At 71.2% G+C, this 23,362-nt stretch carries 18 protein-coding genes; 6 read left to right on the top strand and 12 right to left on the bottom strand.

Annotation, left to right across the window (positions count from 1 at the left end):
- Window positions 1-30: 30 nt before the first annotated feature.
- The 12 genes from ACY0PA_RS31350 to ACY0PA_RS31295 form a co-directional block, all read right to left on the bottom strand.
- Window positions 31-1,170, bottom strand: a complete 1,140-nt coding sequence (locus ACY0PA_RS31350) for a hypothetical protein (RefSeq protein ID WP_473080853.1) — start codon at window positions 1,168-1,170, stop codon at window positions 31-33.
- Window positions 1,163-1,528: a hypothetical protein gene (locus tag ACY0PA_RS31345; RefSeq protein ID WP_473080852.1), complete on the bottom strand. Its 366-nt coding sequence runs from the start codon at window positions 1,526-1,528 to the stop codon at window positions 1,163-1,165. The genes ACY0PA_RS31350 and ACY0PA_RS31345 overlap by 8 nt, the downstream gene beginning before the upstream one ends.
- A gap of 11 nt (window positions 1,529-1,539) precedes the next feature.
- Window positions 1,540-2,226: a hypothetical protein gene (locus tag ACY0PA_RS31340; RefSeq protein ID WP_356279559.1), complete on the bottom strand. Its 687-nt coding sequence runs from the start codon at window positions 2,224-2,226 to the stop codon at window positions 1,540-1,542.
- 46 nt (window positions 2,227-2,272) lie between these two features.
- A complete protein-coding gene (locus tag ACY0PA_RS31335) occupies window positions 2,273-2,863 on the bottom strand; it encodes a hypothetical protein (RefSeq protein ID WP_473080851.1) in 591 nt (196 codons plus the stop codon).
- 11 nt (window positions 2,864-2,874) lie between these two features.
- Entirely contained in the window at window positions 2,875-9,420 is a 6,546-nt protein-coding gene (locus ACY0PA_RS31330; RefSeq protein ID WP_473080850.1) for an eCIS core domain-containing protein, read from the bottom strand.
- Window positions 9,417-9,749, bottom strand: a complete 333-nt coding sequence (locus ACY0PA_RS31325; protein WP_473080849.1) for a hypothetical protein — start codon at window positions 9,747-9,749, stop codon at window positions 9,417-9,419. The genes ACY0PA_RS31330 and ACY0PA_RS31325 overlap by 4 nt, the downstream gene beginning before the upstream one ends.
- Complete coding sequence (locus ACY0PA_RS31320) at window positions 9,740-11,728, bottom strand: ATP-binding protein (protein ID WP_473080848.1); 1,989 nt, start codon at window positions 11,726-11,728, stop codon at window positions 9,740-9,742. Before ACY0PA_RS31320 ends, ACY0PA_RS31325 begins: the two co-directional genes overlap by 10 nt.
- Before the next feature lie 6 nt (window positions 11,729-11,734).
- Entirely contained in the window at window positions 11,735-12,562 is an 828-nt protein-coding gene (locus tag ACY0PA_RS31315) for a Pvc16 family protein (protein WP_473080847.1), read from the bottom strand.
- Between the two features lie 60 nt (window positions 12,563-12,622).
- Window positions 12,623-13,357 carry a serine/threonine-protein kinase gene (locus ACY0PA_RS31310; RefSeq protein ID WP_473080846.1) on the bottom strand — a complete coding sequence of 245 codons (735 nt, stop codon included), beginning with the start codon at window positions 13,355-13,357 and terminating at the stop codon, window positions 12,623-12,625.
- Window positions 13,350-14,078 carry a T4 family baseplate hub assembly chaperone gene (locus ACY0PA_RS31305; protein WP_473086484.1) on the bottom strand — a complete coding sequence of 243 codons (729 nt, stop codon included), beginning with the start codon at window positions 14,076-14,078 and terminating at the stop codon, window positions 13,350-13,352. The genes ACY0PA_RS31310 and ACY0PA_RS31305 overlap by 8 nt, the downstream gene beginning before the upstream one ends.
- A gap of 79 nt (window positions 14,079-14,157) precedes the next feature.
- Entirely contained in the window at window positions 14,158-14,682 is a 525-nt protein-coding gene (locus ACY0PA_RS31300) for a phage tail protein (RefSeq protein ID WP_100591276.1), read from the bottom strand.
- A 34-nt stretch (window positions 14,683-14,716) separates the two neighbouring features.
- Window positions 14,717-16,582, bottom strand: a complete 1,866-nt coding sequence (locus tag ACY0PA_RS31295; protein ID WP_473080845.1) for a phage tail sheath subtilisin-like domain-containing protein — start codon at window positions 16,580-16,582, stop codon at window positions 14,717-14,719.
- Window positions 16,583-17,249: 667 nt separating this feature from the next.
- Between ACY0PA_RS31295 and ACY0PA_RS31290 the strand changes: the two genes are divergently transcribed.
- The 6 genes from ACY0PA_RS31290 to ACY0PA_RS31265 all read left to right on the top strand — a co-directional run bounded on the left by ACY0PA_RS31290 (window position 17,250) and on the right by ACY0PA_RS31265 (window position 23,298).
- Window positions 17,250-17,444: a hypothetical protein gene (locus tag ACY0PA_RS31290; RefSeq protein ID WP_356279580.1), complete on the top strand. Its 195-nt coding sequence runs from the start codon at window positions 17,250-17,252 to the stop codon at window positions 17,442-17,444.
- Between the two features lie 57 nt (window positions 17,445-17,501).
- Window positions 17,502-18,278: a peptidyl-tRNA hydrolase gene (locus tag ACY0PA_RS31285; protein WP_473080844.1), complete on the top strand. Its 777-nt coding sequence runs from the start codon at window positions 17,502-17,504 to the stop codon at window positions 18,276-18,278.
- A gap of 173 nt (window positions 18,279-18,451) precedes the next feature.
- On the top strand, window positions 18,452-19,777 hold the full coding sequence (locus ACY0PA_RS31280) for an MbnB/TglH/ChrH family RiPP precursor modification enzyme (protein WP_473080843.1): 1,326 nt from the start codon (window positions 18,452-18,454) through the stop codon (window positions 19,775-19,777).
- Between the two features lie 103 nt (window positions 19,778-19,880).
- Window positions 19,881-20,624, top strand: coding sequence for a DUF4142 domain-containing protein (locus ACY0PA_RS31275; protein WP_473080842.1), 744 nt, complete (start codon window positions 19,881-19,883; stop codon window positions 20,622-20,624).
- Window positions 20,625-20,785: 161 nt separating this feature from the next.
- Window positions 20,786-21,556: a TIGR04222 domain-containing membrane protein gene (locus tag ACY0PA_RS31270; protein WP_473080841.1), complete on the top strand. Its 771-nt coding sequence runs from the start codon at window positions 20,786-20,788 to the stop codon at window positions 21,554-21,556.
- Between the two features lie 149 nt (window positions 21,557-21,705).
- Entirely contained in the window at window positions 21,706-23,298 is a 1,593-nt protein-coding gene (locus ACY0PA_RS31265) for an alpha/beta hydrolase (RefSeq protein ID WP_473080840.1), read from the top strand.
- Window positions 23,299-23,362 lie beyond the last annotated feature (64 nt).

Below are 23,362 nucleotides of genomic sequence, written 5' to 3'. Positions count from 1 at the left end.
GCTGAACTGCTCCTGATCAAGGGGTTGTTGTTACGGTCGGACGTAGACGCTGCGCGCCTCGAGCCCCTCCCTGGAGAGGGTGAAGTTCTGCTGGAACGAGCCCGGGCGCAGGTTGTGCGTGACGGACTTGACGTAGTAGTCGCCGTCGTAGGCCCGCCCGGAACCGCGCACGCCGACCAGCTGACGGGGTTGCAGGATGTACCCGTGCCGGTTGACGTCGAGCGAGCCGGACCCGGAGACGACGTCGGCGGAGACGGCGGCACGGGCGAGGAGTTCGGCCTCGGCCTGTTCGCGCTGCTGCTTGGCTGTCCCCGAGAGGGTCTTGCGCTTGAGGGCCGGGGTGGGCCGGCGCCCGAGGGGCGGCCGAAGGGGGCTGATCGGTGGCTGCGGAAGAAGAGTCGACTGCCGGGTCCCCGGATCCTGCCACCGCGCCTGCGGCTCTTCCCGCGCCGTCCCGTCGTATGCGAACGTCAGCTGGTCCACGGTGCTGTTGGCGTCCATATTGACGTTGAGGGCGTGCTGACGGATTCCGAGCCGGACCTCGGGGCCCCAACGCGCCGAGGACTGACCGGGGTTGGGACCGGGCTCCAGGTAGAAGGTGTAGCCGTTGGCACGGGCGAGGTCGGTGACGTACTGGAGGTCGGTACCGGTCTGGTAGTGGACGCGGAGATCCTGGTGCGGGGGCTGGTTGATCTTCTCGGCGTAGACGTCGGGCCGGATGCCGTAGTCGGAGTAGCGGCGCAAGATGTCGAGGACGCGCTCGGAGGGCGGGAGATTGGGGTACCGGGCGGTGCGCTCCTCCAGGTCCATCAGCAGCGTCAGGTCCTCGCCGGTGACGGTGAGGGTGGAGTGTCCGGGCTGATTGCTGGCACCGACCTCCTGCCGGACGATCAGCCCGTCGAACAGCACGTCGGGGGTACCCCGGACGCTGACGGTGACGATGATCCGCGTCTTGGGATCGAAGAACCCCTCGGGCAGGAGCCGCTGGTTGATGATCCCCGTCTTGGTGAGGTCGAAGGCCAGCTGAAACCCGCTGCGCTCCCCCGCCGTGGCGGTGATCTGGGCGGACAGCAGGGCCTCGGTCACCTCGGCCGGCACCGGCCTGGCGAGTTTCGGCCCCATGAGGAGCGTGATGTGGACGGGGCCCTGCCCCACGGGCTGTTCAGACACGCCGGTCCCCTCGGGGCAGCCCGCCGGGGAGGGGTATGTCGACCACGCGCCCGGCCTCGTCCGTCAACTCCCTCGGATCCAGCACCGGGTTGGCGTCGGCTATGCGCCACCACTGGCCGGGGTCGCCGAAGAAGCGCTGGGCGAGCAGATCGGGGCGCTCGCCGGCGCCGACGACGTGGTCCTGCGTCTCCTGCGCGTCGAGCGGGGGCAGCAACCGGCGCTTGGTGTAACGGACTTCGGTGCCGTCCTCCTGGCGGTGAATGCCGATCTCGGCGTCGTGGTACCGGCTCGTCCGCGGATACGGATGGGAGCCCGGTATCGCCCCCAACGCACTCTCATAGGACTCGATGTCAGCCATGACGGTGCTCCTCAGCCCCTTCCGCTCAGTACGTCTGCTCCCGGCAGCCCGAGGGCACCGAGACTGCCGCCCCGCGCGGCCGCGGCCAGTCGCTCCTTCTGGGCGAGGTGGGCCATGTACAGATCGGCACCGCGGTGCCCTGCGGGCAGATCGCTGACGGTGAGGATCTTCATGCCGATGCCGAGAGAGGCCCGGATGGGGTTGAGATTCACGTCGAAGGCGGATTCATTGACGGACAGTTCGGTGAGCCGCACGGGCATGACCCGCTTGCTCCCCCACGTGAACAACGTCAACGGCATCTCGATCGGGCTGATCTCGATGGTCCCCTTCTGCGAGAGCCGACTGGCGGCGCGGAGCTGCGCGGTGGTGGGCTGCACGAGCATCTCGAGCGTCGCGAGCTGGGGGTGGATCCCGTCGGGCGCCGCGATCTCCAACTGGTCGGTGGCATCGATCTCGGCGGTGAACTTCCAGGTCTCCTGGGCGGGGCCCTTGAGACGCAGCGCCTCGTTCCGGTCTCCCCCGCCGCTGCCCCCGCCGCCACCGTCGCCGCTGTCGCCGGCGGTCTGGGGTGCGATGCTGCGCTCCAGGGTGTCGGGGTTGAACTGCAGCACGATGACGCGTTGGGGGGTGCCGCGGTCGGGGTCGACCACGACTATGCCGGAGCGGATGGGTTTGGGGATGTCTGCGTAGCGGGTCATCGGGAACTCCGGGCCACGGGCGACGGTGACACTTCGGGCTGGTCACTCACTGGTCTGTCACTCCGTGGGATTCATAGACGGAGAGGATGGTTTCGGCACGGTCCTGAAGAGCCGGATCGGGGTCGGCGTTGGCGATGTCGCGAAGCAGGGGAACGTACTGGCTCCACGGTGAATAGGTCGTGGCCCACATCGAAAGGCGTCGCACTCGCGGATCTTCGTGCCTCATCCCGGCGCTGATCCGCTCGAACACGTCCTGCACGTATTCATAGGGAGCGCCCACACCAAGTCGCATGTTCGCCCTGCCGAGTTCCACGCCCTCGGCCACGTCACAGGCCCGCAACAGGTCGCTCAAAGTATTGGGCTCGAGATCATCCGCCACCAGCGTGCTCAACCGGTCGGCTGCGAGCGCTGTGGGGCTCGAAACATAGAAGTAGCGCTGCCTCGAAGTGAAGTCCTCGACGTAGTGAAGGAATACCTCCGGGGCAACCTCGAAGTTGATACGGAAGTTCTCCTGTGTGGGGTCCCCCTCCTCAAGGGCTGTCCGCCAGCCCATCTCAGCGGCATAGGCATGGACCCTGGCCCTGGTGGTCTGCTCGGTGAGCAGCATGCGCTCTGTGAAGTGCCTGGTGTCGGCCATCGGTGCACCGCCTAGATTCCGTGTAGTTCCAGCATGCGCTTGCGGACCATCTCGAAGAACTCTCGCTCAATCTTTGCGCGTTGCTCCTCGGTCACATCATTGTCGCCGAGCTCTTCGGCGCGCATCTTTGCCCAGGCGACGATGTTTTCCTGGGTTCCCGCCCAATGCTGCACAAACTTGCCGTAACGATTCGAGATGGACGGCGAACGCGTGGACACATTGGGGATCTCGTTCCTCCTCTGGGCTTCCAGATTCTCGTCCAGCCTTCGCGCCTGCTTGGCCGCTTTACCACGGAGCGGATGGCGTTTCATGGCGTCCTTCAGGTCGCCGTGCTCCGAGGCACCGGCATCGAAGAGCATGGCGCCGATGACGTTCGACGTCCTGGTACGACCCCCTTCGGAACCGAACTGCCAGAGCGCGAGGCCCGCCGCCAGAGGCCGGTCCTGCTCGCCCTTGGGAATCCTTCCCGTCCTCAGCCACTCGAGCATGAGCGTGCTGAGCCGACGTCGTCGCGTGGGGGTGAACTTTTCGTGCTGCAGCCAGTGGTCCAGTTGCGCATAACTGGGGGCATAAGTCGACTCGGTGAGCGGGCTCGGCAGGTGAGCTTTCGTCTCGGAAAGGTCCGTTGAAGCCCCCTGCTCGATCGGCACCCGCTCGCTGGGCGTTCCAGCCGCAGAGTCGCCCATGAGTTCGTACTCCTCAACAGTGCCCGGCTTGCCTCGGTAGACTCCAGGATCAATCGGGCGATTGAGTCGACCCTGGTTCTTCAATTCTTCTCGACGACGGATTTCCTCTGCGAATCCCTCGGAGGAAGCGTCCGGGGAGAAAGTGGTGCGATATGTACCGTCGTTGTTGAATCCTTCGGAAGCCACGTTCTGAGCGCGCGTGCCGGTCTTCGCCTGTCTGATCTCCATGGAGATCTGGCCGATCTCACGCATGAGCTGTTCGAGGCGTATCTTGACGCCGCCGATAGCGATCTCGGAGGGGTTGAGCCAAGCCCGGATGTTGAACTTCTCGGCGCCTTCGACGGCCAGCCCGGTCAGGCGGTACCAGGTCCGCATGGCACCAGTGACGCCACGCAGCACGGGGCGTGGCACTCCCTTGTCCAGCAGCCGCTTCAGAGAGGGACGTACCCGGCCGAGGATCTTCTGGAGCCGAGCCTCCTTCGACTCCTTGGACTTCTCGTCCTTCTTCCGCTGGTCCTGTTTGCGCCTCTTCTGCTCCTGCTGCCGCCTCTTGTGATCCCGCAGCCGGTCCTTCTTCCGCTTGAAGAAGTTCCGCAGATTCGACGCCCCGTTCTTGAGCGCCTTGCCGATCTTCGACTTCTTCAGCTTCCGGCCGAGCGTCTTCGCCGCGTTGCCGACCTTCTTCAGGGCGGACTTGACCGCGCCCTTGGCCTTCGCGAGGGCCTTGCCGACCGGGGACTTGGGCTTCTTGGGCTTGGTCGGCTTTGGACCCTCGATCTCCTTCTGCTTCTTCTTCGGAGCGGTCTCCGGCGTCTTGTCCTTGCCGGGGGTCTTCTCCTTGTCCGGGGTTCGGTCCTTGTCAGGCGTCTTGTCCTTTGCCGGCTCCGGCTCCCGCTCCTTCGCAGGCTTCGTCTCCGCGTCCTTCGGCTTCGTCTCCGCCGCATCCGGCTTCTTCGCCGGCCCCTTCGGCGTAGCGTGATCCTTCGGCTTCACCGGAGACTTCAGGTCAGGTGAAGGCTCGCCCTTCGGCTTCCGGGCGGTGCCAGGCCTGGACAACGCCTGCTTCGCCCTCCGCATCGCCCCCCGAGCCGAATTGACCGCGGACCCCGCCGCCTTCTTCGCCCCTCCCCCGACCTTCTTCAGCCCGTCCATGATCTTTTGGGCCATGCCCTTGAGCCGCTTGCCGACGCCCTTCATCGCCGAAGACAGCTTCTGGAGAAGGAAGTTGGTGATCAGGTCGAGGAGGGCGACGACGCCCGCGGCGACCGCCTCCGCGAACAGGCAGGCCGCCGGCCCCGCCTTCACAGCCTTCAGGTACGCCCAGAACTTCGAGAACGCGGACAGGATGGAGCTGATGCTCTGCCAGGCCGACATCAGGCCCTGGACGATCGTCAGGATCGCCCCCGCCGCCGGCACGATCATCGAGACGACCTTCTCGATGACCAGGGTCGCGATCATCATCGGGAGGGAGGCGATGATCGCGTCCCAGGCCATCTTGCCGATCTGTTTGATCGACACGCAGCCCTTCACCAGGACGTCGATCACTGCTTTGCCGAGGCCGAGGATGCCCTCGACCTTGGTGTCGAACCATCCCTTGACCGCCACCTTGATGGCACCCCAGAGGTGGTCGGTGATCCCGGTCTTGGCCGAGCTGCCCGCCTTGGAGATCCAGCCGCCCGGGTCGGGCGCGATGTCCGCGACCAGCGCCGCGAACTTCCCGAGCGCCTCGATCGCCGCCTGCGCGAACTTGATCGCGCCCACGATGATGGCCTGGTAGGCCTTGATGACCGCCTTGACGCCCGCCTCAAGGACGTCGAGGAGCTTGTTCAGGCCGGCCGCCAACGCGTCCAGCAGCGTGTTGACCGCCTTCTTCAGGCTGTCCGCCAGCTGGTTGACCTTCGCGATCGCCGCGTCCCTCAGGCCCTCGATCGCCTTGCGGAAGCGGTCCCGTAGCTCCGGGAAGGCCGCGAGGAGTACGTCCCCGATCGCGATCAGCACGTCGGCGAGCGCGTTGATCGCGTTGACCGCCAGATCGCGTACGAAGTCGATGGCCTGGTTGGCCCAGGTCTTGAACGTGTCGATGATCCCGTTGACGGCCTTGCGGGCGGCGTCGAAGACCGCGGTGACCGCCGCGAGCAGGCCCTTGAAGAAGTCGGCGACCTTGTCGGCGATCCAGCCGAACAGGCCTCCGGAGGGCTTCTTCTCCTCCTTCTTCTTCTTGGCCTCCTTCTCGGCGTTCTCACGCTCGGTGTCGATCTGCGAGTTGTCCTTGTCCTTGCGCGCGCCGACCTCCTTGTCCTTGTCGTCGCGCGCCTTGACGATCTCCTTGTTCTTCTTGCCGTGTTCGTCGTCGGACTTCTTGTCCGCGTCCTCGGTCTTCTTGTCCTGCTCGGTCCGCCAGTCCTCGCGCTGCTTCTGCGTTTCGCGCGCGACACGGCCGCGTTCGGTGGTCTGCTGCTGGGTGTTGCGGTCGACCTCGCGGTCGATCTCGGTCTGCTTGTCCTGCTTGGCCTGCTGCTCGCCCTGCTGGTGCTGCTTCTCCTTGGAGCCGAGGTCGCCCTGCGCCCGACCGGCGGCGCCGGTGATCTCGGAGCCCTTTTCCTGTTTGGCCACCGCCCCCACGCCGGCCTTCGGCGCGGGCGTTGCCTCCAACGCCCCGCCCTTGCCGCCCCCGGAACCACCGGACGCCTTGCCGGTGAGCTGTTCACGGGGCGCGTTGGGGAAGATCTGGTCCTCGCCCATGGGCTTGGCCGCGTCGGCGCGGCCGGTCGACTGCAGGTCGGACTGCTTGTCCTTGAGCGCCTTGGCCTGGTCGTCGGTGCGCTTGGGGTCGCTGGCGCCCTCAAGACGGATCTTGGGGGCCGGGCCGACGGTCTTGTTCTCCAGTTGTGGGTCGGTGGTCGGGACGGCGTCGGCCGCGGCTTCGACGCTCTTCGCCTCGGACTCGCTGAGCCCCTTGTCGGGCACGGCGGGGGCGGGCGGCGGAGGCACGTTGTCCGTGGGCTGCTTGCCCTCGGCCTTGTCACCGCCCTTGGCCTTCTGCTTGTCGCCCTGGTTCTCCGGACCGAGCTTCTCCACCTTGCCGGTGACCTGCGGCGCCGCGGGAGCGGCCGAGGGCGGCGCCGAACGCGTCTGCGGCGCGCCTGACGGACGTTCGCGCGTCGGCGGGGCCGCGTCGAGCCGCTTCTGCTCCTCGCCGATCTTCTTGTCCGCGCCCCTGTCGACCCCAGGCATGGCGGCGGCCGCCTGGTCGGGCGCCAGCTTGCTCACGGTCTGCACGGCGGCCTTGGGGTCCTGCCCCGAGACGTCCGGCGGTTCCTCCTGCTTCTGCTCGGGCGCGGCCTCACCACCGCCGCCCCCGCAACTTCCCTGCCCGCCCTCGTCCTTCTCGGGCGCGGGCGCGGGCGGCGCGCAGCCGCCGCCGTCCTTCTCCAGGGACGCCTCGGGCCGGGGCGCGGCCGTGTCGGCAGCGGTCTGGCCGGGCCCGTCGGTCTGCTCGGCGGCCGGGCTCACCGCCGCCTGCGCGACGGACGGCGCGGCACCGGGTCCGGCAGCGGTCGCCGGCCCGGTCTTCTCCGCGGCGCCCACGGGTCCGCGCGGCACCGCGCCCGGCCCGGTCTCCTTGGGCACCCGGCTCTTGGCCGCCGGCGCCTCGCGCTCGGACCGGGGCGGTTCGGCTCCGCGCCGGGCTGCGGGCGAGGGGTCACGGTCCTCGACCGGGGTCTTGGGAGTCTGCGCGCCGGCGGGCCGGGACACGGCCGCCGCCACCTGACTCGCGGAGGGCGCCGCGGCTGCCGCCGGGCCCGCGGCCGACCGGGACTCCGCGGTCGTACGGTCCTGGTGTTCCCTCTGCTCGTCCTGCGTGTCCTTGGCGTCCGGCTGCTCGTCGTCGCCGTCCCCCTCGGTGCCCTCGTCCTCCGGTCCCTTGGTCTGCTCCCTCTCCTGCTGCTGTTCCGGGTCGGGCTTCTCGGCCTCGGGTTCGGGCCGCTCCTTGTCCTGGGTCGCGGGATCCGGGCCGACCTCCTGGTCGAGCGGCTTGTCGGTCTCCTGAAGGTTCTTGGTGTTACGGTCCTGGGCCTGCGCGGCGGGCCCGTTCTCGGGCTGCGGGGCCTCGCCCTCGACGGGCCCCTCGTCCTGGCCGGGGGCTTTCGGCTCGGGCCCGGCCTCGTCCTCGTCCTGCTCTCCTTCGTTCTTCTCCCGCTCCTGCTCCGCCTTCTCGGCCTTCGTCGGCGGAGGGGTGGGGAAGGAAGGCAGCGACGGTTCGGCGGCGCCCGGCTGGAGCTTGTCCGCGGTCGGTACGGCGGACAGGTCGAGGTCGGCCTCGGGCAGGTAGTCCTCGGGTTTGATCGCGGGCTCGTCCCGCGCGCCCGGCGCCCGGCCGCCCTCGTCCTCGCCGCCCGCGACCTCTTGCTCGGCGCCCGCTTCAAGGCCGAGCGGCCGTTCCTCCTCGCGCGGCTCGGCGTCGGGGCCGCCATCCTCGTCCTGCTCGTTCAGGCCGTGCTCGGACAACACGGAGTCGGGGTGTTCGGCCCGCTCGTCGACCTTCTCGGGGCGTGCGGGGCCGGGCTGGGCCTTCTGCTTCGGGTCCGGTTCCGCGTTCTTCGACCCGGCTCCCGACTGGGTCTGGTCGTCCCGCCGCTTGCGCTTGTCGGCGCCCGGCGCGCTCGCCTGCCGCGGGTCGGCCTCCTCACGGTCGCGCTGCTCCTTGCGCTCCTCCTTGGCCTGTTCGGCGCCTTCCTGCTGCCCCTGTACGCGCTCGTCGGATGCCTGGTCGGTGCGCTCGCGGTCGGTGGCGGCCTGCTCGCCCTCCTGCTGCTCCTCCTCGCGCGCCTGCTGCCGGGAGGCGTTGCGCTCGTCCTCCTGCTCCGTGCGCCGGGCGGCGTCCTGCTCCTCGGTGGCGGCGTCCGAGCGGGCCCGACTGCGGTCGCTGCCGCTCTTGTCGTCGCGGGCCTTGGTGTCCTGCTGTTCCTCGCGGGCGTCGGCGGCACGCTTGTCGGCGGATCCGCGGTCCGACTCCTGCTTCTTCTGCCACTGGGTGCGTTCGACGCCGAGCTCTTCGAAGAGGTCGATCTCGGGCAACGGCGTCTCGGCGGGCTGGAGTTCGACCGGGCCGGGGCGGGCCTGATCGGCGATCTCCAGGAGACGGTCGTACTCGGGTGTCAGCAGTCGGTTCTCGAGGCGATCGACAACCGCGTCCTCCAACTCCTGTGACATCCGCGCCAGTTGGAGCCGCACTCGGCCGGAGGCGTCGGTGGGGTCGCCACGCAGACTGCGCAGCACGTTGCCCGCGAGCCGGTCCACGAGGGTCGCCGGGTCGACGGCCTCGGCACGCATCCGGTCGGCGTCGACGGTGGCGTAGCGCAGCCAGCCAGGTGTGGCCTGCCCCTCCTCGACCTGTGGGGCGGACTCCTCCTGAACGACCGCCTGAGCAGCTGCTTCCGCCTCCCGCTCGATGGCCTGCTGCGGCAGGCTCACGGTGCCGAGTTCGCGGCCGGCCCGCAGGGCGCCGAGGCCGTGCGGGTTCTGCACCGTGTGCTGCAGCTCGTGGGTGAGCAGCCGGCGGCCCTCGTCGGTGCCGGGCCGGTAGGCGCCCTCGCGGAAGAAGACGTCCTGACCGACGGCGACCGCGTCCGCCCCGAGCAGCTCGGTCAGCTGCCCGGCGTCCCGGCCCGTATGCAGCCGTACCCGGCCGAGATCGTGTCCGAGCTGCTCCTCCAACTCCCGTCGCAGACCGGGATCGAGGGGCTGCCCGGCGCCGCTGACGATGTTCTTCGGCTCGGGCGCACGGGACTTGGCGACCCGCTCCTTGCGCTTGCGGCGCCGCCGCTCGGCGGACTGCTCCGCACCGGCGTCCTGGGTCCGGGAGCTCACCGGCTCACCTCCCCGTGACCGCTCAGTCCCTCGTGCACGGCACGCGCCAGCTCCTGCCCGAGCCGCCGCGCGGACAGGCCTGCGGGCAGGGGCGGCAGCCCGGACAGCGCGTCGGCCGTGAGGGGACCGTCCGCCGCCAGGGGCACGCCGTGCAGCCGGACCAGCCGGGTCAGCTCACTCTCGAACGCGGCCGATACGCGCTCCGGATCCGCCCGGAAGCCGTCGAGCACCAGCTCACCGATCTCCACGCGGATCGCCGAGGGCACCTGGTCCCGGGAGTGGCCGCCTGATGGATGCCGCGAGTGGTCCCGTGAGACATTCACACCCATCCGCGCACCTCCGTGGGCGTCAGCGAGCGCTCCAGCTTCAGGTACTCGGTACGGGCGGCGGCGAGCATGTGCCGCATCTGCAGCCGGTCGCCCTCCTCGGCGGCCAAGAAGGCCCCGGACAGGGCGATGTTGCGGATCGAGCCGCCGGCGACGGTGAGCTGGGCGAGCAGCGACGCGTCGATGTCCTTCACCGGGGCCTGCGGCGGCAGCACGCGGCGCCAGATCTCGGCGCGCTCGTGCTCGGCCGGGAAGGGGAAGTCGACGACGAAGCGGATGCGCCGCAGGAAGGCCGTGTCGAGGGCGTTCTTCATGTTGGTGGTGAGGATGGCCAGGCCCCGGTAGGCCTCCATCCGCATCAACAGATAGCTCACCTCGAGGTTGGCGTACCGGTCGTGGCTGTCCTTGACCTCGCTACGCTTGCCGAACAGCGCGTCGGCCTCGTCGAACAGGAGCAGGGCACCGCCGCGTTCGGCGGCGTCGAAGACCCGGCGGAGGTTCTTCTCGGTCTCGCCGATGTACTTGCTGACCACCTGCGAGAGGTCGATGACGAACAGGTCGAGGCCGAGTTCCTTCGCCATCACCTCGGCGGCCAGCGTCTTGCCGGTGCCGGAGCCGCCCGCGAACATCGCGGTCACGCCGAGGCCGCGGCGCAGGGTGGCCGCAAACCCCCACTCCTGGTGGACGGTTGCCCGCTGCCGCACATGCGCGACGATCTCGCGCAGCACGCTCGTCTGCCGCTCGTGCAGCACCAGGTCGTCCCAGCCGGCCTGCGGCGCGATCCGCCGCCCCAGCTCGTCCATGCCGATCCGCGCCTCGTCGAGTCCGGCCCGCCAGGCGAGTTCAGCGGCGTCCAGCTCGTCCTCGTGCGGCAGCCGGCGGTGTACGGCGGTGGCCGCGGAACGCACGACATGCGGCGGCAGCTGGAACTGGGCGACCAGGGAGCGGAGTTCGCCCTCGACCAGGTCCACTCCTTCGAACGAGCTCGTCCACAGCCCGAGTTGTTCCTCGTCGTCCAGCCGCGGCACGGCCACCCGGGCCCCGTACGACCGCTCCGAACGCAGCGGATCCTCGCTCGAGACCACCACCGGCACAGCGGCCCCGGCCAGGAACGATTCGGTCGCCGCCCGTTGGTCGCGGTCCAGTTCGCCCACCTCGACGAGCAGCGCCGAGGGCAGCAGAACCGCCTCACGCTGCCACAGCCGGGCGAGCCGGTCGCGCTCGACCGGGTCGGACGGCACGTCCTCGGCGCTCATCGAGTAGAGCCTGAGTCCCGAGCGTGCGGCCGCCGCGGCGGCGAGGTCGGCCCGGCTGCGCAGGTCCCCGCCGGTCACCTCGACGAGCGGCGCCTCGGAGTCCGCCGCCGTCGCCCAGCCCTCGGCGAGCCGGCTCGCGGCCAGGTCGTACGACGGCGTCAGCTCCTGAGGCGCCGGCGTGCGGCGCAACTGACCGTGCAGCCGTGCGTCCAGATAGGGCGAGCCCAGCAGGAAGTGCAGGATGCGCTCGTCGAGGCGCAGCCGGGAGGCCGTCAGCCGCGACTCGTCGTCCAGCTCGACGATCCGCCAGCGCCTGAGCGGCGCCACGGGCGTCAGGGCGCTCCAGTGCGGCTCGGCCAGCGCGGCCAGCGCGAGCGAGAAGGTGGGGTACGCCCGCTCGGGGTCACCGCAGGCGGCGGCACATCGGGCGGCGGCCGTGGGCTCCAGCTCGTGGGCGGCGGCGAGGAGTACGAGGTCGCGCTCGAAGGGCGTGATGCTGAAGCAGGAGACGAGGGCGTCGAGCGGGGCGCTACCGGGGCCGCCGGGCGCGGTGGCGAGTTCGGCCCCAGGGGCACCGCCGCTCTCCTCCGTGACACGTGCCGCATGCGCGTCGACGCGGGCCAGGACGCGCCGGATCTCCGCGGTCAGCGTCGCCCTGCCCGGGCCGGTGTCCGCCGTGCTCTGTTCGTACGTCCCCATGTCCTCACCTGCCCCCGTCGTCTCCATGCCGTGTCACTCCTGCGTGGGCTTGGCGGCCCGGGGCGCTGTCTTGCGCGTGCGTGCCGAGGCCTTGGCCGGGGATTTCGCGACGGCCTTCGCAGGGGTCCTGGCTGCCTTCTTGGCGCTCGGGGCCGGGGGTTCGGCCTCCTTTTTCGCAACATCGCCTGGAGCAGGCTCATTCGATGTCACATCAGGAGTCGGTTCCGCCCCCGGAGGCACCGGCGCGCCCGGCGCCCCGAACGGCAGCACCCGTACCTCAGGCCGCTCCACCGGCTTGCCCGCCACCGGAGTCTCCCGGCCGTCGATGAGGACGAGGGCCGCCTGGTAGACCACCGAGAGGGTGTAGGGCGTCTGGTAGAGCATCCCCCACAGCTTCGACGTCTCGTCGACGTCCATCACCGTCGGAGTGAACCGCACGCGCTGCGCCGACTCGGCGAGATTGCTGCCTGCCAAGTACGGCCGCTCACCGGCGAGTTCGATGATGTCCTTCGGCAGGACCGGTATCTCGTGCAGCGCGCGCACCACGGAACCGATCAGCCGCTGACCGACCAGTTCCGTCTCGTCGCCGTACGCGGTGATCAGGAAGTGCAGGTCGAGTGCCGCGACGGGCCGCTTGACCAGCGTGCCGTCGGCCGCACGCGTCGGCAGGTCGTTGTTGCGCTGCGAGGTGTCGGGCGTGACCTGGTAGAGGAACACGGAGATGGTGGGCTCGGTCGGCGGGTCGGCCGGCGGCTTGCGCGGCTCGACCTTGACGGCCATGTCGATCTCGGGACCCAGGTTGGACTCGAGCAGCAGGGCGAGGGCCTGGGTGACATGGGCGAGGGCAAGTGCGTTGCTCATGGCGTCAGTTCCTCGGTTCCTCTCGGCCTGCTGGTCGTCGTACTGATCCGTGTTCGCGGTTCACTCGCGCCCCCGCGCCAGGTATTCCGCGAGGCTCAAGGTCGCCCCGGCCCTCCCCGCGGCGGGCGTCCGCGGCCGTCCGCCGCCGGGCGCCTCGCCCGCCGTCACTTCGAGCCGCCCGATCTGCACCTGCACCACCTGCTCGACGCCCCGTGCCGGTCGCCGGGCCGCGGCCTGCCGTACGGCGTCGCGCGTTGCCGCCGTATCGGCGGCGCTGAGGGGCAGCGCCGCCGATACGGCGTGGGGAACGGCGTCCCTGCCCGGGGGGACGGGCACGGACACCGCGGACTGCGCGGCTCCCGGCTCCACACGTCCCCGGCCCGCCGCACGCCGCCCGGTCTCGGGCGGAGTCCGCGGCGGCGCGAGTGGCGCGGCGGGCCGCAGCAGCGGCGCCTCGGCCATGACCACCGGCGCCGGACGTGGCCCCTGCTGTTCCGCCACCCGTTCGCTGCGGACGACGGTCCGCTCCCGTTCCGTGTGCGTCCGTGCCGCCACAGCCGTCGGCGACGGCGCATCCGGCAGCGGAACGGCCGACGGCGTGGCCGCGGGCCACAGCAGCGCGTCCTCCTCCGGTGCCGGTGCGGCGGCCCGTACCGCCTCGACCCGCTCGAACGGGCCGGGCAGCCGGGGCCGGACCCGCGCCACGGCCGGCCGCGCGGCGGTGTGCCGCGCGAGCAGCCGGTCGAAGAAGTCGGGGCAGTCCGGCGAGCCCCCGGGGGCCGGGGAGTCAGACATCCGCACACAGCTCCAGGTAGTAGCGGCGCCGCGTCGGGCTGAGCGCCAGGATCTCCGGCTCGCTCCAGCCGTAGGCGGTGGCGAGCAGATGGACGTCGAGCAGCACGTCCCGTGCCCAGGAGTCCAGTTCGGTCCACAGGTAGGAGGCGATGTCGAGCTCGGCCCGGGTGGCCTGCCCGCACTCGGGGCAGGCCACGTTGAGCGCCAGGTCGGCGCCGGGGTCGGCCGCCTCGACGGCCTCGGCGATCCGGCGCTGTACCGGCGCGGGCAACTCCCCCGCCGTCACCGCCGTCCCGTCGTGCACCGCCGAGACCAGACATTGCGCGAACAGTGCCGTACGCGGATCCGCCGCCCGGGCCGCCGCCGTCAGGTCGGCGACGCCGGGCAGCCTGAACTCGACGTCCCAGCCGTCCTGTTGGACCCGTACGGCCGACTCGCCGCGCCCGTCCAGTGACCCGGAGAGCTCCCCGGCGTCCAGGTCGAACTCCATGTCCTGTCCGCACGCCACGCACGCCAGGCGAACCTGCATCCGCTCGCCGAACAGCGCCCGGCGCAACGCGAACAGGTCCGCCTCGCGCTCGCCCACCGGCAGTGCCGGCAGCCGTTCCGCCCCGACGTCCGGTCGTGCCGTGCGGTGCAGCAGCAGCGCACGCCCGACCGGAGCCTCGCCAAGGCCCGCCTCCCAGGTAGCCAGCAGTTCAGCCGCCCCGGTGATCACCATGTCCACCCCGATTTCCGCGACCAGCCACGACGAAGCCGCAGACGAACGACGACCCGTCGCGGCACTTCCGGCGGAGCGCTCAGGCCGGGTTGAGGAACGAGGGCTCCTCCGGCTCGGGCACCTCGTAGTCCCGCTCCCAGCCCTCGCACTCGAGCTTCAGCGACTGGATGGCCACCGCGTTGGCGTTGGCGTCCAGTTCACCGAGGACCTGGTACTCGCTGGGCCAGGTCCGGTACAGCTTGTGCGAGACGGCGACCTGGCCGGCCTCGTTGAGGACCTGGATGACGAGGTCCTTGCGGAAGTCCGCGAGGGACACCTCCGAGCCGAGGCCCGCGCCGACCTGCCAGACCTTGTTGGCCCAGCGGTCGAACTCCGGGTCGTGGGTCACCCCGCGTTCGAGGGTGATGCCCTCGAACTCCGAGCGCCCCGGCGACTTGCGCGGGGAGGAGGGGTCACCGCCGTGGCGGTGCTTGACGACCTCCGTGGTCCGCTTCAGCGGACTGATCTTGCTGATGCCGGCGACCGTACGTCCGTCCCACAGGACCAGGAACTTGAAGTTCTTGTACGGGTCGAAGCGATGGGCGTTGACCGTGAACTCAGCCATCGATTTCCTTCAGCTCTCCCTGGATCCCGGGCCGCTAGAGAGCGAACTGCCCGGACGTCTGCTGGATCTTGACGACCACGAACTCGGCCGGACGGACCGGCGCGATACCGACGAGCACGTGGACGATCCCGTTCGCCACGTCCTCGTCCGTCGTGGTCTCGCTGTCGCACTTGACGAAGTACGCCTCCCGCGGAGTGCTGCCCTTGAAGGCGCCCTGGCGGAAGAGCGTGTGCAGATACGAGGAGGCGGACAGCCGGATCTGCTGCCACAGGCTCTCGTCGTTGGGCTCGAACACGACCCACTGCAACCCGCGTTGGAGGCTCTCCTCCACCTGCAGCGCGAGCCGCCGCACGGGCACGTACTTCCACGCGCTGTCGAGGGCGTCGGAGCCCTCCAGCGTGCGCGCGCCCCACACCAGCGGACCGGCCAGCGGGAAGGTGCGCAGGCAGTTCACACCGAGCGGATTGAGCAGCCCCGTCTCGCGGTCCGTCAGATCGACGGTCAGCGAGCGCACTCCGACGAGCTGCGCCTCCGTACCGGCCGGTGCCTTCCAGACACCGCGCTCGGAGTCGGTGCGCGCGATGACGCCGGCGACCGCGCCGGACGGCGGGAAGGCGCGCAGCCGCCCGGTGAGCGGGTCGGTGAGCTGCAGGTGCGGGAAGTACAGGCCCGCGTGGTTGCCGCGCACGGCGTCGAAGGCGGACAGGCCCGCCCGCGCCGAGTCCACGCTCACCCAGGTGCTGGGCGCGTCGACCAGCAGGAAGATCCGCCGCTCCTCGCACAGTCGCTGAGCGGCGGACACGACGGTGAGCGCGTCCTCGGTCTTCTCGTACGACGCCAGCTCCGGCAGCGACAGCAGGTTGACGTCGGCCACCCCGCGCAGCGCCTGGATGCCGGTCTTGTCGGCCTCGGAGCCGATGAGGTCGCGCGGGCCGGGGGCCTCGCCGTCCTCGCCGCCCTCCAGCGGGAACACCGGCGGGTTGACCGAGGCCTCCAGGCCCAGGTCGTTGGCGCACTCGCCCAGGAAGCGGACGACGTCCTCGGGGTCGGTGGAACCCGCGACGACCTGGATGCGCCGGCCGAACGCCGTGACCTCGACACCCGCGAAGGCGTGCCGGCCCGGAGCGTCGGGCAGCGCCCGCAGCTTGCGCTCCAGAAGCAGCGCCAGCTCGGCCACGGAGGACGGGGCTTCGCCGTCGCAGTCGGCGTCGTAGAGCTTGAACTCACGCTCCACGTCACCGATCTTCACCGTCAGGTCGACGGCCAGGTCGGGCAGTTCGTGGCCGAACGGCTTGGAGACGGTGCCGGACGGGTCGGGGCGGCCCTCGCCCACGGCGTCGACGCGGATGAGGCGCGACCCGGCGTTGATCACGGTGGGCGCGTAGGTTCCGCTGCCGGCGTCCATGGACAGGCCGGTGAAGCTCTCGCGGGCGTCGCCCTTGGCGTCGTAGACCCGCAGGTTGAAGGTCTCGTCGCAGTCCGGGGTGACGTAGTCGGCGGCGACCCGCAGACCGTTGCCCCACACGCCGGGTTCCTTGGCGTGGACCTCGAGCACATGGCTCTCGCTGTGGCCCTCGGTGGACTCCAGGACGACGCAGGCGGCCTTGCCGCTGCCCGCCTTGGCGACCCTGACGACCACGGCGACGGAGCCGCCGTTGCCGAAGAACTGGTGCACCGCGTAGGCGAGCGGGCTCTGCGCGCTCAGCCCTCCGAAGCGCCGCTCGAACTCGGCGAATCCGGTGACGCGCACCGGCTCGTTGAGCGGGCCGCGCCGGGTGTGCCCCACGAACGCGGTCACCGAAGTGGTCACGGCGGAGATGGCGCGGGTGCTGCTGGGAAGCTCTTCGACGTAGACGCCCGGGTAAGTCGGCCTCGCGGCGCTCACGGCATTCGTCGGCATTCCCCCTCCTATCCCTTCTCGGGCACCGGGTGAAAGGCACCAAGAGGCGGCAGAGGGGGAGGTGTCGGCACGGCGGGCGCGCGGCGGTCTCCGGACGCGTCATGTCGCGCCGGTCCGCACAGCCCGTATCAGTTCCCCCGTCAATGCCCCGGACGGACGGCCGCCCGGGTCAAGCACGCACGCTTGTGACTCCTGATGCTCAAGTGCTCAACCCACCTTGGGGAGTGGGGAGTTGTGGGAGCAAGGCATGTTTACGCCAGCCCGAAAGACGGTTCGATGAAGGGAGACGCGTGCGACCCACACACGATGTGCACGTGTCGGAACAGATAGTTCACGGATTTCACACAGCAGATGGTGCAGCCGAAGGGAACTCATGTCCGGGCGTACCTCATAATTCCGGCGGCAGCGTGGTTCCGCCCCGGCTCGCAAGCCCTCCTGCCCTTGCGGTCTTGCGGAGGCGTACGAAGAGTGCTGTGGCCGATTCCACCGGGGTGAGGTCGCGTCGCCGACCACCCGGCCCTGCGCGCCGGCGTCGCGCGGCATACGGCCGGGGTGGAGGAGTTCGCGGAGGCCGTGGAGGCGATGCCCGGCATCGCTCCGGGGCCGCCCGCCCCGGCATCGCTCCGGGGCCGCCCGCCCGTCCGGGGCCCGGACTACGCTGGGCGTCATGGCTGACTACCGCGACGGGCCGGGTCCGCGTACGGGCCCGGACGTATCCGAACCGGCCGGCGCGATCACGGAACCGTTCGCCGAGTGCGTGCTGTGCCGCAAGCCCACCGAGTACCCGGAGTCCCACAAGGGGGTGACGCTGTGCCCCGTGTGCGCATGGCAGGAGGCACAGCGCACCTCCTGCTCGGGGTGACCGCGGCTGCCGCAATGGGCCGCGAGGAACCGATCTTCCGCCTGGCAGACTGGTCCGGTGAGCAGTGACGACCAGACCCTCCCGAACGACGCCGCCGGCACCTCTGCCGAGGTGCCGCAGGACAGCCCCCTCCGGCCCGAGCGGACCTCGCGTGACGAGGCGCCGCAGTTCGTGCTGCCCCTCGTGGCGCGGATCGAGAGGGCCGCTCCCCCGGCCCGCACCGACGCGCTGGAGACGGCGGCCCGCGCGGTCCTCATGATCCTCTCCGACCCGCGGGCGACCGGTGACGGCGAGTGGGCGCAGGTCATGCGCGACTGGCAGGACGCCCGGATCCGCAAGGTGGTGCGGCGGGCTCGCGGCGCGGAGTGGCGCAGGGCGGAGGCGCTCGAAGGGATCACAGTGACGGGGAGGTCGGCCGAGGTCCGGGTGTTTCCGCCGGTCCCGCTCGGCGGCTGGCCCAAGGATCTGGCCCGGCTGCAGGTCTCCGGCACGGAACTCGACGACCCGGAGCCGCCGGCCGCGCCGGACCCCCGGGCGCCCGTCCTGTGGCTGAACCCCGAGCTCGGCATGACCGCGGGCAAGACCATGGCCCAGGCCGGGCACGGCGCCCAGCTGGCCTGGTGGGAGCTGTCGGACACCGAGCGCAAGGAGTGGCGCGAGGCGGGCTTCCCGCTGTCGGTCCGGGTCGCCGACCGCGACCGGTGGGGGCCGCTGACGCGGGCCGGGCTGCCGGTGGTGAACGACGCCGGCTTCACGGAGATCGCCCCCGGAATGACGGTGGTCACCGAAGGGGGCAGTCGCTTCTGTCCGCTCCCGGGCGGGCAGCGGGCGTAGCGGCCCACGGGCCCTGGAGCCGCTTCGGGCAACCCCGTGTCGACTTCTCCACGGGGCGTCGCGCGGAACCTCAAATGAACCTCTGAACGTCCCCTCTCCGGGATTCGGCGGCGTCCGCCCGGGTGATGACACCGGCATCGCACGGCATACGGCCGGGGTGGAGGAGGGGAACCATGCAGCGGATCGAGCGTCTGGGTACGGGCATCGGCTGGCGTCCGGAGATCGCGGAGGCCGTGGAGGCGATGCCTGGCATCGACTGGGTCGAGGCCGTCGCGGAGAACGTGTGCCCCGGGCACGTCCCCGACTCCCTGCTGCGGCTGCGCGAGCGCGGCGTCACCGTCGTGCCGCACGGCGTCTCACTCGGCCTCGGCGGCGCGGAACGGCCCGACGAGGGCAGGCTCGCCGACCTCGCGGCCCGCGCCGAGGCCCTCGGTTCCCCGCTCGTCACCGAGCACATCGCGTTCGTACGGGCGGGTGGCGCGCTCACCGCGTCGCAGCCGCTGGAGGCCGGCCATCTGCTGCCGGTCCCGCGCACGAGGGACGCCCTCGACGTGCTCTGCGAGAACATCCGCATCGCCCAGGACGCACTGCCCGTACCCCTCGCCGTGGAGAACATCGCGGCCCTGTTCTCCTGGCCCGGGGAGGAGATGACGGAGGGTCAGTTCCTGTACGAACTGGTGGAGCGCACCGGCGTCCACCTCCTGATCGACGTGGCGAACCTGCACACGAACCACGTCAACCGCGGCGAGGACCCCGCGAAGGCGATCGGCGAGCTGCCGGTCGAGGCCATCGCGTACGTGCATGTGGCGGGCGGCTTCGAGCGCGACGGCGTGTGGCACGACAGCCACGCGCACCCCGTGCCGCGCCCCGTCCTCGACATCCTCGCCGACCTGGCGTCCCGGGTCTCGCCGCCCGGAGTCCTCCTGGAGCGCGACGAGAACTTCCCGGCTCCGCAGGAGCTGGAGCGTGAACTCGCCGAGATCAGGGGGACGTTGGCGACGGCGGCCGCCGACGGGCGCACCGTGCGCTTCTTTTCGGGCAAGGCCGCTCAGGGCACCGACCCCGCCCGTCAGCGGGTCGCGCTCGCGCAGGCCGCGCTCCTGTCCGCCCTCGTCTCGGGGACGCCCGCGCCGGAGGGGTTCGACCGGGTGCGGCTCAAGGTCCAGGGCCGGGCGCTGTGCGCCAAGCGGGCGGACGTCGTGGCGAAGGTGGCCCCCGAACTGCCGGAGATCATCGGCGCGGCCGCGTACCGCCCGGCGTTCCTGTCGTACGCGCAGTGCCGGCCCATGACGGACGGCTACCGCCGCGACGCCCTCGACTTCGCCGAGCACCTGCTCGACTCCGGCGGGCCCGGGGACGCGGGGGCGCGGCGGGAGCTGGAGCGGTGGTGGCGGGAGCGGTCGGGGCCCACCCCGCCGGCCGCGCACCCGGGGGCACGCCTGGTGCGCGCGGCGCGGTCCGCCCTGCACCGGGGGCGTCCGGCTCTCCGGTCCGCCTGAGCGTCGCCACCCCGCGCCCGTACCGCAGTTGACGTATTCGCGGGGTTCCCCGAGCCCGCGTCCGTGAGGCGGACTAGCGTGCGGTGCCGCACCAGGAGGCACCATGCGCACCCGATTCGTCAACGGCACCGGACTCATCGTCGCCGGGCTCGTCACCACACTCGCCGCCCTCGTGTTCCCGGTCTGGTCGTACGCCGACCGCTCCGGCACGGGCGTGGACCTGCTCGACGAGGGGACCGTGTCGACCAGATTCGGCCCGCTGTCGGCGCTGGACCGCGAGTTCGTCACGAAGGTGCGGCTCGCGGGCCTGTGGGAGCTGCCCGCGGGCCAGCAGGCCGAGTCGAGAGGGACGAGCACGGCGGTGCGGACGGCGGGTGAGCACCTCGTCGAGGGGCACACCTTCCTGGACGCGCGCGTGCGCGAGGTCGCCGCGCGGCTCGGCCTCGAACTCCCCAACCAGCCGGCCAGCCGGCAGCGGCACTGGCTCTCCGAGCTGAGCGCGGCGCACGGCGACGACTACGAGCGGAAGTTCGCCAACATCCTGCGCCGGGCCCACGGGAAGGTCTTCTCGCTGGTCGCCCAGGTCCGCGCGACGACACGCAACTCGCTCGTACGGGACCTGGCGGACGACGCGACCAGGACAGTCCTCGACCACATCAAGATCCTGGAGTCCACGGGCCTGGTCGACTTCGACGCGCTCGCGCGGGACGCCGCCGGTACGAGTACGCCACCGGAGACCCGCTCCCCCGCCCCGCCGGGTCCGGTGACGTCCCCCGAGCCCCCGACGCCGCTGTCCCCCTCCCCATCCTTCCCGCTGCCCCCGGCGGTCTCCCGGCCCAAGCCCTGATCCGACTCGAGCCGACCCGACTCGGCTCGGCTCGGCTCGGCTCGGCTCGGCTCGACCGGACTCAACCAGGCACGACAAACGGAACGTCACATACCGACGACGCTCTGTCCATATGCTGAAAAGCCATGGCGCCACCCGAACGCGTGGCATAGAAAAACGCCATGTTCTGGCTCCTGTTCCTGCTCATGGCCTGCGCCGCCGCCTTTCTGTCCTGCGCGCGCCTCTGCCTCGCCGCGGTGCACGCCGCTCACAGCGAGCCGGCCGGCGGCGGCGCGCACGAACTGACGCTGTACGAGGCCGCGTTCCTGTCGGGCGGCCCCCTCCGGGTCGCCGATCTGACCCTCGTCTCGATGGCGCGCAGCCGGCGGCTGCTGCTCGCACACACCGGCTGGGCCACCGTGGTCGACCCGGTCGGCGGCGACGACATCGAGCGCTCGGTGATCGGCGCGATCGGGCCGGACGGGCAGTCGCGGATAGGGGCGGTGCGCCGGGCGACGGCGGCCGCGGACGCGGTACGGGCGCTGGCCGACCGGCTCGTCGCGGCGGGCCTCGCCGTTCCTGACGGCGCGCGCGGCGGGGTCGCGGCCGCGGTCCGCCAGGTGCGGGCCGCCGCACTCGCGGTCGTGGTCCTGGCCGCCGTATCGCTGACGATGCCGGGCGGGGAGCCGGGCGACGGTGTGCTGATCGCCGCGTGGTTCGCGCTGCCCCTGATCCTCACGCTGTCCTGTCTGGCGATCGCCCGCTTCGAGGTCCACCCCTACACGCGCTGGGCCTCACCCACAGGGCAGCAGCTGATCGGCGCCCTGCCGAGGCGCGTACGCGAAGGGGTCGGGGAGGCCGCCCTGCTGACCGCCGTCGCCGTGCACGGCGTCCGCGCGGTGTCCGACCCCGCGCTGCGCTCGGCCTTCGGGACGGCGCAACGGGGTCATTGAGCCGACACCGGCAGGCCGGTGCTTTACTTCGTCAACTGCCGCACGAAGTATCCCCTTTGTTCCCGTCTGCTCCCGGCAGGCGGTGACAGCCCCGCACGGCCGTGCGAAACGGCCGTACGAGGGCCGGACGAAAGGGACCCAGAAGAGCGATGAGAGCAGCCCCCTCCGTCTACGCGGCCGCCGGATCCCTGGTCCTGACCGCCCTCGTCGCCGCCCCGGGCCGCGCCGGCACCCAGGGCCCTTCCGGCACGGCCGAACTGCGCGGCACGGCCGTCGCCGCCGCCCGCGCCGCGGCCACCGGCATCACCTTCGGTACGTGCGCCGCCGCCGAGAGCCTCCCGGACCACGTCAAGTGCGGCACGGTCTCCGTCCCCCTCGACTACGCCCACCCCGACGGCAGGCAGATCAAGCTCACCGTGAGCCGCGTGAAGGCCACCGGCACGACGGCGCAAAAGGGCGGCAGGCCGGTCCGCAGGCAGGGCTCCTTCGTCTTCAACCCGGGCGGCCCGGGCGCGTCCGGCATGTACTTCCCGCTCGTCGGGCTGATGCCGCAGTGGAAGCGCATCGCCTCCGCGTACGACCTCGTCGGCTACGCGCCGCGCGGCGTCGGCCGCTCGGCTCCGCTTTCCTGCGCGGACCCGAAGCGGTTCGCGAAGGCCCCCACGCAGGCGCCGACGCACCCCTCCGCCTCGTACAAGCTGGAGCGGATCGCGCAGGCCAAGACGTACGCGCAGGGGTGCGCGAAGAACGCCGGGGGCGCGCTGCGGCACTACACGACGCTCAACAACGCCCGCGACCTTGACGTGCTGCGGGCCGGGCTCGGCGAGCGGAAGCTGAACTTCATGGGGTCGTCGTACGGCACGTACTTCGGGGCCGTGTACGCGACGCTCTTCCCCACGCATGTGCGCCGCATGGTCTTCGACTCGGCCGTGAACCCCGACCCGAAGCAGATCTGGTACACCAACAACCTCGTGCAGTCGTTGGCCTTCGAGCGGCGCTGGGCGGACTTCCGGCGGTGGGTGGCCAAGCACAACAAGACGTACCACCTGGGCGCGACCGCCGCCGAAGTGCAGCAGAGCTACGAGAAGGTCAGGGCGCGGCTCGCGAGCGAGCCGGTGGGCGGCACCGTCGGCCCCGGCCAGCTCCAGGCCGCATACCTCCAGGCCGGGTACTACGACGACTACTGGGCGATGCGGGCGTCCGCGCTGTCCGAGTATCTGAAGGGCAATCCGAAGCCGCTCGCCGAGCAGGCCGCGCCGCAGAGCGCGGCGGCCGCCGGGAACGAGAACAGCGCCGCCGTCTACACGGCCGTCGAGTGCAACGACTCGGCGTGGCCCACCGACTTCCGCGTCTGGGACCGCGACAACACCGAGCTCGCGCGCCGCGCCCCGTTCGAGACGTGGGACAACGCGTGGATGAACCTGCCCTGCGCGTACTGGCCCGCCCCGCGCCAGCGCCCCGTCGACGTTCGGACCGCGCCCGGCGCACTGCCTGCGACCCTGATCCTGGCCGCCGAGCGGGACGCGGCCACCCCGTACGAGGGCGCCCGTGAGCTGTGGCGCAGGCTTCCGGGTTCGGTCCTGGTCACGGAGCGCGGCGCGGGCACCCACGGCATCGCCGCCGGCCCGAACAAGTGCGTGAACAGCCACCTCGACGCGTATCTGATGGAGGGGCGGATCCCGGTCACCCGCGCCGCGTCCTGCGCCACGCGGGCCGAACCGGCGCCGCTCGCGGTGGACTGACGGCGGGCACGGAACGCGAAGGGGCCGACCGGTCGTCGAACCGGTCGGCCCCTTCGCGTACGCA

Source organism: Streptomyces sp. DS1-CR2 (assembly GCF_055760475.1).
Note: the sequence above shows the minus strand (reverse complement) of the source record. Positions and strands in the feature narration are given on the sequence as shown.